Raw genomic sequence first — 11,542 nt, forward strand, 5'->3', positions numbered from 1 at the left:
TCCGCCCCTTCAACTACCGGCGTTTAGCAGGTGGTGGATGGGCAGGGTAAGGTCGGTACTCTTCGTTCCGTTCGGTTCAACGACGTATCCGAAGTGCTCGGGCCCTTTGCTGGCGTAGTCCATGTCGCGCGTGGTCGGGCTGAGCGGGCGCTCAAGGGCGGAGAGTCCCATGATCAACGGCTGGCACCAGTTTGATCGCACGAACGCCGAGACCAAGGGTAGCCTGGCGCCGAGCGCTTCGGCCGGCGTCTGTGCGGTCGCCGCTTCGTCCCAACAGGTGAGGAGCACGCCGAGCCGCGGGGTCCGCTGCGCCTTTGCGGCCGATCCGTAGGAAAAAAGCAGCATCTGCAGCAGCTCCACCAGCCGAGCTTGGTCGGACTGATGCACCTCCCGGTTCTCTACCGAGGTGCCTTTCAAGTTAGCGAGCGGCTTTGAGAACATGTCGTCGCCGACAATGGCCTGCTGCAGCCGAACGAGAAGTAGCCAAGCGTCGGCCCCTTCGACGCGCTTCTGCCACGCGTCAGGCAAACGCCGGTTTTCGATCACCGACTTTATCTGCTCGCCGCCGTATTCCGGCCACACAAGGTTAGCCTGCCGCCCGCCGCCATCGACTACTGGCCACACGCTGTCGACGTTCACCGTGCGCGCCGTATGACCGGCGGCCCGCCCTTCATCGAGGCTCTCAAGCGCGGTCTCAAAAGCCTCAAGATTAGTAGCTGCGCCGTTCATGCGCAGCGCGCCTTTGACCCGCATTAGACGCCTCAACAGCTGCGCGCCATAGTGCGTCTTCCCCACGCCGCTTTCACCGACGAGGAGGATGGAATTAGAGGGGCCGCTCACGGATTCCTGCTCCCGTAGATGAACAGGGGGTCTGCGGACGTGGACGCGGGCGGCGGCAGACTGACGCCCGGTCGTCGAACATCAATCGCCCATTGGAGGAGTTCGGTAAGGCCGACGCCCTTGTTGAGGAGAGGGTCCGTGTCTGGAGTGCCGACCACGCTAACGGAGTGCTCGGTAGCGTCCGGTATTGCGTCATTGACGGCGCTGCGGACGGCCTCCTCCATCTCGGCCGAGATCTCAACGTCGGCCTTGGTCCAAACAAGGGCGACCGGACGGCGTCCGCGCTCCGCCCCTAGCCGCTTGGCAATAAGTTGGAGCGAGCCACGGGCCGAGCCCATTGCCTCACCGGCGAGTGCCTCGCGATCGGCGACGATTATGAACGCGTCGGCATGGTCGGAGACCCACCGCGCGCCGGCGCCTTCCGCCGAGTCTGTGTTGATCGCCCAGCGCTGGAACCACTCGCCCGGTGCGTCGGTAAAGAGGTAGTCCACTAGTGCCCCGCTCTCCTCATCGCGGAAGGCCAGGTGAAGGAGCCCGGGCGCTCTGCCGCTGCGGCTAGTGGTGTGCGGTGGAAAGCGCGGCGGCTGGCCCGGTGTCCACCGCATAGCGCCCGCGGCTGCCTCCCACCCGGAGAGTGTGTAGGATCCGGCGAACAGGCGTCTTTCCGGAGTGGCCAACCCTCGGCCAAGCAGGAGATACCATGCGGCGAGTAGCGTGGTCTTGCCTGCGTTCTGCGGCCCGACCACGCCGATGACGATCGGCTTGGCGCGCCCCGACACGAAACCGAGGTCAGCCAGCCCAAAAGCGCTTCCGGACCAAGGCATCAACATCTCACCTGACAGGTCGTCGTCGGCAATATTGTCAGCGGCGCTGCCGCCGCTCCATATTGGGCATTTCGAGAGGTCGGTATTGCCGAGGTCGCATCCAGTGTCAGGGACGAAGCACGTTGTCCGCGCACACTTCTCCATCGCTCAGCCCTTCCTAGCGGCGCCGCGTCTCGCAGGCGAGGCGTCGGTCGCGGCCTTCGAGGCCTGAAGCTCGCGGAATAGCCAGCCAGCCCATGCGACCGTATCGAGTTCGGAGTCGGCAGGAACACCAGTCAGCCGCTGGAAACTTTCCACATCCCTGGCGCCGGTGTGCGTTGGGTGTCCTATCATAGCGAGCAGCGGACCGCGTCCCGCCGGCTCCGCCGCCAGCTTCGCGGCGGCGGCACGCAGTGGAGCGAGCGTGGCCTCGTCCTGTGCTTCCTTGACAAGATCGCGCACGGTGCGCTTTCCGCCATCCGCGATTCCCCCTAGGCGCAGCACCGCCTCGCCCAGAAAAGCGGAGACACTCGCGGGCGAGAAGAGCGGGACGGCGTCGAACAGATCGAGCGCCATCAGGGCGGCGGCGACGGAGGGCGGGAGTGTCCGGTAGCTCTTGCCGACCGATGGCGAGAATAGTGCCTCTCGCCACCAGAGCAGGTTCGTGCGCCGCTGGAGCCCAGCGGTCGCCGCGCCGACTGTTTTCAGCGTCTCGTCAACGTAGCCGGAGACTGCCTCGGCAAGCTTGGCAAACGGCTGGGTTAGGTCTGGCTGGCTGACCTTGATCTCGCCAATCGTGGTGTTGATGGCTTCCGCAATTGTGGCGCCGGCGCGTCGGCCAAATTCACTTACCCATTGGGTCGGGTTATTTTGCGGCCACTGCGGGTTCCCGTTAGTTGCGACATTCCCTTGCTGAGGATTATGGTAATGTGGACCGGCAGCTGCCATCATCCCGGCCCGCAGGGCTGCCGCGGGTGCCTCGCCGATTTGAACCTCGGCCGCGTTTAGCTTCGGCGCGTCATATTTCAGCGGCCGGACCGACAAGTTCTCGGGCGTAGCCCACTCCGCCTCTGCGCGGAGGTCGACACGCCGCTCGACTTCCTCGACGATCCCGATCCAGATGTCGCGCTCGTTATCAACGGGCAAAAGCGGCAATGCGTTGCGGGCCGAGGCGACAAAGCAGACGCCGACGCGGTCGTCATCCGCCGCGGAGGCGACGAGCGCATCGAGCAGCATGGCGCGGATTACTGCAATCGGCGTGGCCGAGAAGGTGTTGCGGTATGTCGTCCACCGTTTCTGGAGCGCGGCCAGCGCCTCCTGAACGATAGGATCAGCCTCAGGCGCGTCGGGGTCGAACGCGATCAGTGAGAAGCCAAGCGCCTTGGAGGGGTTTTTCTTAAGCGCGGCGGCTAGATCACCTGCCGCTTGATTGAGCTTATCGAGCTTGGCGTCGTCGCCGCCCACGTCGATCAGCCCTCTGTTCAGAAAACCTTGAAGTATGCCTTCGCCCACGCTGCCCCCCCCCTGGCTAATCTCGTTTTGTTCTAGCAACCAAAGCGGCGATGAGAAGCTAAAAAGTTTCTTATGTCACCATTAGTCGCAGTGGGCTGGTGAGCTCCGGTTCCCTGCTTTTCGGTTAGGGTCGCACGATCTTGATGGCATTCACAAGCACCCACAGAAAAAGCCTGGTAGCGATCGCGATCCTCCATTCGGCACACGATTGATCGGTCGCTTTAATATCCCGTAGTCGCCGGCAGGATATACAGCAGAATGATTGTCACAACGAATGAACGATAACTGTCACCTGTGAGGCTGCTCCTTCCACCGCCTTGAATAGATGTTACCGAACGAACTCCCAGTACTCCGCCGCGCCGCCAAGCGCCTTTCGCAGGCCAAACCGGTTATCCGGCGCAGCGTCACCTTGAATGAGGCGGTGCATGTCTGCAAGCACCGGGCGCATTTCGGCTGCGTAGCTATGGCCCAGCAATCCCAGATTGACGTGACTTGCGTCGATCGTGTCGACTCCGGGCACCACGGCGATGGGCGGAGCCAGCCCCGCGCGCGCAAAATGATGCAGGCGACGCGAGAGCCCGATCGCCTTGTCGTTGTTCGTTACATAGAGCGTGGCCCGTGTGGACAGCCTGCCATACGCGGCAGCAAGGTTTCGAAAGAGCTGCGCATCGACGTCAGGCGCGGCAAGAAATACTTGGCCGAAACGCACTGGCGCTGCCGATGCGGCGGCATTGGCAATAGCATCCATCGCTCGCAGCAAGCCGCGGTTGCCCATTGAGTGGGCGATGATGTGCACTGCGCTCGCGCCAGAGCGCTCGGCAAAGTCGATTAGAAAGCTTCGGATCGCCGGCTCACTTCCCTCTATCGCCGCTTCGTCGCCGGTATAGCCGGCGCCAAAGCCGAGCGACGGCCAGGAGAAGAACCCAGCCGGTCCCTTATGTGCCAGATCGACCTTGAGCTGGGCGGTCCGGCGCGCCGCATCTTCGAACTTAGTATTGTAACCGTGGAGAAAAACCAGGCCTTGCCGGTCACCAGCATCGAGTGAGGCCGTCTCACTAGCCAGTAGAGACCAGAATTGGCATTCGCCGAGGATGTCCAATCCTTGCAATTTCACACGATTATCGCCCCTTAGTATTCGACCAAAAAGACCGCGGCCTAGCGAGCCACTCATCCGATCTTCGGGAACGAATACGCGGCATCGGCCGTGCGTAACGATATCTGCCCGCTCACCTGGGAAACGGTCGCGGGCGTTCCGCCGCCGGTTTGTGCCGAACCAGACCATTACTTCCTGTCCGTCGGCTCGGTCGATGCCAATCCCAGCGCTGAGTGCACCCTTCGTGAAGTCTTGAGCGCGGCGCCGCGCGGCCCGCACCTCCTCGCGGCGCTGATCGATATGTCTGCGCACTCCATCGAGCGCTCGGCTCAACTGAACGCCTTCGAAGAGCGATCCGAGCTGGGCGGCCATACGCTCGAGCGTGTTTTCGGCGCGCTGCACACGGTATGCCGCCGACGCCGCGGAATGGGGCTCGGCTCCTCCCAGACCGAGAAGTGGACCAGCTGTGTCGTCGCTGATCGTCGGACGGCCTTGGCGCAAACCGTTTTCGTCTGCCGCGCGATCGAGGTCGTCCGCATCACTACCACGCTCATCGGCGAGCGTCTGGAACAGAGCAGCATTGTCTACGGCGTCTTCCATCGCAGCGTAACCGCGATAACGACCTGCCGCGAACCTTAGGCTGAAACGAAGATCTGCGAGCGCATCTGCAGTTCCTGCCACAACATCTCCCTCTCTCGGCCTGCAGATCCGGGTGACCACATCACGTTATCCAGGTCCACCTAGAATTGTAGATGCAAGCTAAATTGTCGGTCCCGTTCTTTATGGCGAAGTCTCTATCGAAACAACAAGCGGCTTCTTGAGGCGACCCCCGCAGTGTCTAGCGGCACCTAGAAGCGTCCTACGCTTCGCATAAACGGGCGTCTTCTATCCGCTTGTGCGGACCTGAAGTCGGCCGGGCCGTTCTCCACCCAGTTCGCGCCATGCGGAAGCTACTGCCGGCGGCCAGCGGGTATGAAGCGGACGGTCTGCAATTTGGAGCACCGTCGAGCTCGGCAACGGTGACAATAGGGCCCACACCAGACCGGCCGGTTTGCGCGATCTAAACGACGGGTTACGGCAAAAGCCGACGCTTACACCAACGATGCTGAACGTCTTCAGTTGGTCGATAGTGTTGAAAAACTCTGGCTTGAAGTAGTCTTCGGGGTCTGATTCACTGCTCTTGCAGGACGGAGCCAGGCCGATGATGGGTGAGCGGACGGTGGCGCAGGAAGCGCTGTTTTACAGCTTCAATCTGGAACGGCACGTACCGGCAGGTCATCTGCTACGATCGATAGACAGGTTCGTTGATCTGTCCGGCATGCGCGAGCATTTGCAGCCCTATTACAGCGAGACAGGTCGTCCTTCGATCGACCCGGAACTGATGATCCGGATGCTGTTCATTGGCTACTGCATGGGGATCCGCTCGGAACGCCGGCTGTGCGACGAGGTACACCTCAACCTGGCCTATCGCTGGTTTTGCAGACTGGGACTGGAAGGCGATGTGCCCAACCATTCGACGTTTTCCAAGAACCGCCATGGGCGGTTCCGCGACAGTGATCTGTTGCGCAAGGTGTTCGAGATGACGGTGGAGCGCTGCATGACAGAGGGACTGGTCGGCGGTGAAGGCTTTGCCGTCGATGCCAGCCTGATCGCAGCCGATGCTAATCGCCAGCGCGGCGTTCGTGGCGGTGAGCCGTTGCCGCCGGAGGCGACCAACCATGCTGTGAACGAATATCTGGCTGTGCTCGACGATGCCGCGTTTGGCGCCGCGACGCCTGTCGTTCCGAAGTTCTTGTCGCCCGCCGATCCTGCCGCGCGCTGGACCAGCGCCAAGGGCGGCCAGGCGTTCTTCGCCTATTGCACCAATTATCTGATCGACCTGAAGAACGCCGTCATCATGGATGTGGAAGCGAGCACGGCGGTGCGTCAGGCTGAGTTGACTGCGGCACGGCGGATGATCGATCGCGTCCAGGACCGGTTCGAAGTCTGGCCTGCGCGACTGGCGGCGGACACCGCTTATGGTTCTGCAGAAAACCTGGCGTGGCTTGTGCACGAGAAAGGGATAGAGCCGCATATCCCGGTCTTTGATCATAGCAACAGGCGCACCGGCAGCTTTCAGCGATCCGCCTTCCGCTTCGAGCATAAGCGCGATGTCTATGTCTGCCCGGGAGAAAAGGATCTGAAGCGGCAGCATCGCAACTTCGCAACAGCGCGCTCGGGTGTCGATCAGGACGGCTTCATGCGATATCGCGCGTCCAAAGCCGATTGTGACGTTTGCGCGCTTAAGCCGGACTGCTGTCCGGGACAGCCCGTCCGCAAAATCCTGCGTTCAGTCCATGAAGGCGCTCGCGATCTGGCCCGCGATCTGGCGCTGACCGACGCCTATGTCACTTCACGCCGGGAACGAAAGAAGGTCGAGATGCTGTTCGCGCATCTCAAGCGCATACTGAAGCTGGATCGGTTGCGCCTGCGTGGGCCAAATGGAGCAAAAGACGAGTTCCTCCTCGCCGCTACCGCCCAGAACCTCCGCAAGATGGCCAAGCTTCTGCCGATGAAGGCTCAACCAGCAACGGGTTGAAGGCCAAAACGACACTCAGCCCATTCCCGCTTCGATCCCAACACCCGGCGAAGATCGACTTCTTCAACACTATCGGTCGAAACTTGACCCTCGCTTATACGCTTGGTCCACCACGACCAGTGGTCAGAGATTTCAAACTTTCGTACTGAACCAGTGTTGCCCGTCCCACCTTTACCGTGTCGAGATCGCCAGCCTGAATGAGTTCGTAGATCCGTGAGCGACTGAGGCCAGTTATGCGAACCGCCGTCGAGATGCGCACCGTCAAGGGCTCGATCTTCTTCTCCCAAGCCCGCTCGATCATGGCCGCGCCTTCCGCACTTCTTCGCGCGCCCGTGCAAAATTGCGGTCGCTTTCGAGAAATGAACTCAGCATCGCAGGGATCAATTCGGTCACTGGTTCCTCACGCCCGTAGGATTGGGCGTAGATGGCGGCATAGTCGTTGAGAGCGCTCTGCAGATCGGGGGTGATGGTAATGGCGAGCTTGACCGGCGTGCGATCGGGCAACCTTGCAAGTTTGATATCGACCATGTGTCAGTTCCCTGCATTTTTGCGCCATGGCGCCAGTATGAGATCGCGGGTCACCAGCACGCGGACGGGCGCGCCCGGCCGGATCGTGATCGTCGGCTGGATGTCGAGATTGCGCTGTGTGATCTGGTCGCCGGCCCTCGCGGTGCTCGACTGAGCAGACTCGCGGATCGCCTCCACGAGATCGCTCTCGCCAGAGATCGACAGCTCCGATCCGACTCCCAGCAACGTGGCGATGGCGACGCCCTTGAGCAGGGTCCAGGTGTGAAAATCCACCTTGTCTACAAGCCCGGCATACCCCGCCGCGTCAGTCGCCGGCATGTTGTCGAGCCGCACCGAACTGCCATCCGGCAAGATCAAGCGCTGCCATATGACCAGTGCCCGGCGCTGTCCAAAGGCGACGACGGAGTCATATTTGCCGATAAGGCGCGCACCCTGCGGCACGAGCAGGATATTGCCCGTGACCGTATCGAACACGTTCTGCGTGACCTGCGCGGTAACCATGCCAGGCAAGTCGGAGTTGAGCCCGGTGATCAGGCTCGCTGCGATCACGCTGCCGGCAAGTAGGCTGTTGGGGGACATCGGCGCCACCAACACTCCTGAATTGACGTCACCACCGGCGTCCCGGGTCGACGCGAACTGTTCCTTGCGGGTTCCGGTGGCGGTCGGATTGGCCGGCTGGGTATCGAGCGTCGTCGCGCTTGCGCCTGCCGGGGCCGCCCCGCCGCGGCCGCTGGTGGTCTGCGCCATGAGTCCGGACTCTCTTGCAGCCTTGAGATCCGCTACCCGCTGCTGGCGTGCCGCCGCAGCGGTATCGACCGGCGTGGACGCGGTCGCGGCTTCCGCCCGTTCCTGCGCACGAAGGATCGGCCGACCCAGGTCGCCAGGCAATGGCGGACCGAGTTTAGGCGTATCGCCATAGCTGGTCGGCAATTCGGACAGCGCGTCCGAGGCCGACTTCGCCATCGGCTGCGACAGTTCGCTGTCCTGGACGACGTGCCGGAATACCTGCGGCTTCAGCGCCATCCAAGCGACGCCTACGAGGCTGACCGAGCCGAGCGCGGCTGCGCCGATGATCGCGCCCCGGCGAAAGCGTATCGCCCGCGCCGGTCGCGAGCGAATGCTCAGCGTTTCGGGATCGAGCTTCGCCGCCGGTATGGTCGGCTGCTCGGTGGCGAGCGTGTCAGTCATGCGCCCCTCCGCTTGGCGGGGCGCGACACGCGGTCGATGCGCACGACCTCGCTCTTCTTCAGGCCGAGGCGAAGCTCGGCGGCGTCGAAGATCCGGTCGACGACGTAGAAGCGGTCGCGCTGCCGATAGTTGACCAGTTCAGCCTTCCCGTCTGCACCAAGGACGAACAGAGGTGGCGCCTCGCCGACGCCAAGCGATGCGGGGAACTCGATATAGGTCTTCGTCCCGTCGTCGAACGCGCGGAGCGGACGCCATGCAGGACGGTCGCCGCTGACCGCATAGTGGAAGTGCAACTGATCGATGGCGACGCCGGCGGCCACCGGCGCTGCGATCTGGGCGGCCTCCGCCTTGCGTTGTACCGCCAGCAACTCGTCCTGGGGATAGGTCCACCGCATTGACGACAGGGCGGTCGCCGAGGTGCTTACCAGGCGGACATGGTACGCGCGGCGATCGGTGGTGATGACAAGGTTCGTCAGCAGGCCCGCCGAGAACGGTTTCACCAGGACATGCGTCTGCTTCCCGTCCCCCGAGCCGCTGGTCGTGTCGCCGATCACCCAGCGGGCGGTGTCGCCGCTGGCGACCGCAACGAGGTTTTCGCCAGACTGCAGGATGATGTCAGTCACCAGCCCCGGCGCGGCATAGCCCGCGAAGACCGTGCCCTCGCTGAAAGGATAGACCTGTGCCCCGGCGATGAAGCCGAGGGCGACCGGTTCCACGGTGGCGCTGCGCGTCGCCGACCGGACTGTCTTGAGTGTTGATGCGGAGCGTTCCTGCGCGAGCGCCGGGCAAGCGAGGAGCATTCCGGCGATCGCCGGCAGAAAGACGAGCTTCATGGATTTTTCTCCTGGGGGGTGGGGGAGACCGGCATCGCGGTCTGGGCCCCGAGGTCGGGATCGAGCGGCGATCCCATGGGCACGTGCGCGGCAGGTTGTTGTGCGGGTTGCGCCATGGACGAGGAAGCGGGCGTCGTGTCGAGTTCGCGGCTCCAGTCGATCGCATCGATGTAGATGCCCAGAGGGTTCTTGCGTAGGACGTCGGTCGATGCTGGCGGGCGCGTGACGGTGGTAAGAATGGCTGTCCATCGGCTGCTGCCCGCCTGTGACCCGCGCTCGAACCCCGTCTCCGTCCACTTTACCTGGAACGACTTGTCCGACGCGCGCACGACGCTGGTCACCTGCACCGACACGGTACGCTCGCCCACACTGGCGAACGGCGACGCTGAGCGGGCATAGTCGCCGAGGAACTGGGCGCCCCGCTTCGTCACAAAGTCATAGGCCTGGAGCCAGTCGCGGCGCATCAGGACCGGGTCGAGCGATACCGAGCGGACGTTGGTGATGAAGTGCGAGAGGTGCCACGCGACCTGTGCGTCGGTCGGCCGATACGCGACATCGGCCGCCTGCAAGGCGCGCGCCTCACCCAGCCGATCCACCTCGACGACATAGGGTGTTACCCGGCTCTGCAAGGATTGCCAGGCGAGACCCGCCGAGGTCCCGGCGGTCAGCGCGAGGCAACCAAATGCCATCAGTCGCCAGTTTCGCGCCTGCACCCGTGCCGAGCCAATCCGCTCGTCCCATAGTTGGCCGGCGCGCTGGTACGGCGTCTCGGGAGGTGGCGTGCGCCCGTAGCGCTGCGCGCTTCGCTTGAAGAACATGGCTCAGTCGTTCCTTTCCTTGATGTCCGGGGTGGCGGATCCACCGCCGCGATCGCCCTGCTGGAGCGCGTGGATCGCCTGGCTCTGGCGATGACGGCTCGTCTGCTGATCGCGCATAGCGCGTGCCCAGGCGGGCGTTCCGCCGGCCTCCCCGCCGCCGCCCGGTCCACTCGGGTTGGATGGCGGTGAGCTTTGGTTGAGCGCATCCCATGCCGCCTGACGACCGCCGGCCGCGGCTTGGCCGAGACCAAGGGCGCCGCCTACGCGCGATCGCGCGGCATTCCCCGCTGCGCGCGCCACACCGCCGAGGCCCGCGCCAACCGAGGGAGTGGCGGCGGTCTCGCGGCCAAGCTGGTAGGCGGTCGACGCGGCCGACCCCATTGCCGTGCCAGAGCGGACAGCGCCCAGTGCAGCACCACCCAAAGCGCGCGCTCCGCCCATAGCTGCGCCACCCGCCAGCATCGTCACCCCGGCAGCGCCGACGGCGGTGCCGAGCGCTGCACCCGTGCCGAGTTGCGGCGCGCCGGACACCAGGCCCGAAGCGATCGTCGGTCCGAATATGCCCAGGCCGAACAGGGAAAGGCTCGCGAGCACGAGGCTCATGGCCTGGCCGATGTCGGGCTCCTGGCCTTGCAGCGCGTCGGTGAACTCGCTGAAGAAGTTGGAACCGATGCCGACGATGACGGCGAGCACCATCACCTTGATGCCCGAAGAGACGACGTTGCCCAGCACGCGCTCGGCAAGGAAACTCGTTCGGTTCCAGAGCGCGAAGGGCACGAGGATGAAGCCGGCCAGCGTGGTCAGCTTGAACTCGAGGATGCAGACGAACATCTGCACCGCGAGGATGAAGAAGGCGACGATCACCAGCGCCCAAGCGAACAGCAGGACCATGATCGTCAGGAAATTGTCGAAGAATGTCGTGAACCCGACCATCTCGCTGGCCTGTTCGAGGAGTGGCCATGCGGCCGAGAAACCCGTCCCCGCAAGTCGGCCGGGCTTGAGCAGGTCATCGGCCGAGAGCGTGCCGCCACCGGCCGTCAGGCCAGCCTGCGCAAACGAGCGGAAGATGATGTCGGCCAGCGTCGAGAAGCTGTTCAGGATGAAGGCGAACGCGCCGACATACAGGATCTTGCGCAGGAACCGGCCGATGACATTGTCCTCGCCGCCCATCGCCCAGAACAGGCCGGCAAGCGTGATGTCGATGCCGATCAGCGTCGCAGTCAGGAATCCGACATCGGGCCCAAGCAGTCCGAACCCACTGTCGATGTAGGTGATGAACGCCTGAAGGAAGCGGTCGATGACATTGAGGTCGTTCAAATGACTGCCTTCCTGATGGAGCGAAGAGGTGT

12 protein-coding genes are annotated in these 11,542 nt (G+C 63.4%); 2 read left to right on the forward strand and 10 right to left on the reverse strand.

Annotated features, from left to right (window positions below):
* Positions 1-9 precede the first annotated feature (9 nt).
* From ASE85_RS16595 to ASE85_RS23410, 4 genes are all read right to left on the reverse strand, one after another.
* Positions 10-840, reverse strand: a complete 831-nt coding sequence (locus ASE85_RS16595; RefSeq protein ID WP_056690823.1) for a hypothetical protein — start codon at positions 838-840, stop codon at positions 10-12.
* Positions 837-1,808: a TRAFAC clade GTPase domain-containing protein gene (locus tag ASE85_RS16600; RefSeq protein WP_056690826.1), complete on the reverse strand. Its 972-nt coding sequence runs from the start codon at positions 1,806-1,808 to the stop codon at positions 837-839. The genes ASE85_RS16595 and ASE85_RS16600 overlap by 4 nt, the downstream gene beginning before the upstream one ends.
* Before the next feature lie 3 nt (positions 1,809-1,811).
* Positions 1,812-3,155 carry a GTPase-associated system all-helical protein GASH gene (locus ASE85_RS16605; protein WP_082462905.1) on the reverse strand — a complete coding sequence of 448 codons (1,344 nt, stop codon included), beginning with the start codon at positions 3,153-3,155 and terminating at the stop codon, positions 1,812-1,814.
* Positions 3,156-3,483: 328 nt separating this feature from the next.
* Positions 3,484-4,269 (reverse strand): alpha/beta hydrolase, encoded by a 786-nt coding sequence (locus tag ASE85_RS23410; RefSeq protein ID WP_162237471.1) that lies wholly within the window; start codon positions 4,267-4,269, stop codon positions 3,484-3,486.
* A gap of 90 nt (positions 4,270-4,359) precedes the next feature.
* Between ASE85_RS23410 and ASE85_RS23415 the strand changes: the two genes are divergently transcribed.
* Entirely contained in the window at positions 4,360-4,887 is a 528-nt protein-coding gene (locus ASE85_RS23415) for a hypothetical protein (protein ID WP_056690837.1), read from the forward strand.
* Positions 4,888-5,449: 562 nt separating this feature from the next.
* Positions 5,450-6,826, forward strand: coding sequence for an IS1182 family transposase (locus ASE85_RS16620; protein ID WP_056690840.1), 1,377 nt, complete (start codon positions 5,450-5,452; stop codon positions 6,824-6,826).
* A gap of 94 nt (positions 6,827-6,920) precedes the next feature.
* Here ASE85_RS16620 and ASE85_RS16625 read toward each other — a convergent pair whose 3' ends face one another.
* The 6 genes from ASE85_RS16625 to trbL are packed head-to-tail and all read right to left on the reverse strand — an operon-like array spanning position 6,921 to position 11,510.
* Positions 6,921-7,127, reverse strand: a complete 207-nt coding sequence (locus ASE85_RS16625) for a hypothetical protein (protein WP_056690843.1) — start codon at positions 7,125-7,127, stop codon at positions 6,921-6,923.
* The gene (locus ASE85_RS16630; RefSeq protein ID WP_056690844.1) at positions 7,124-7,354 is read right to left on the reverse strand and encodes a DUF2274 domain-containing protein; all 231 of its coding nucleotides are present in this window, start codon (positions 7,352-7,354) and stop codon (positions 7,124-7,126) included. Before ASE85_RS16630 ends, ASE85_RS16625 begins: the two co-directional genes overlap by 4 nt.
* 3 nt (positions 7,355-7,357) lie before the next feature.
* Entirely contained in the window at positions 7,358-8,542 is a 1,185-nt protein-coding gene (locus ASE85_RS16635; RefSeq protein WP_056690847.1) for a TrbI/VirB10 family protein, read from the reverse strand.
* Entirely contained in the window at positions 8,539-9,375 is an 837-nt protein-coding gene (trbG, locus tag ASE85_RS16640) for a P-type conjugative transfer protein TrbG (protein WP_056690851.1), read from the reverse strand. Before trbG ends, ASE85_RS16635 begins: the two co-directional genes overlap by 4 nt.
* A complete protein-coding gene (gene trbF / locus ASE85_RS16645) occupies positions 9,372-10,193 on the reverse strand; it encodes a conjugal transfer protein TrbF (protein WP_056690854.1) in 822 nt (273 codons plus the stop codon). Before trbF ends, trbG begins: the two co-directional genes overlap by 4 nt.
* A gap of 3 nt (positions 10,194-10,196) precedes the next feature.
* Positions 10,197-11,510 carry a P-type conjugative transfer protein TrbL gene (trbL, locus tag ASE85_RS16650; RefSeq protein WP_056690858.1) on the reverse strand — a complete coding sequence of 438 codons (1,314 nt, stop codon included), beginning with the start codon at positions 11,508-11,510 and terminating at the stop codon, positions 10,197-10,199.
* Positions 11,511-11,542: the final 32 nt, after the last annotated feature.

It is taken from the genome of Sphingobium sp. Leaf26 (assembly GCF_001421665.1).
GTDB lineage: Bacteria > Pseudomonadota > Alphaproteobacteria > Sphingomonadales > Sphingomonadaceae > Sphingobium.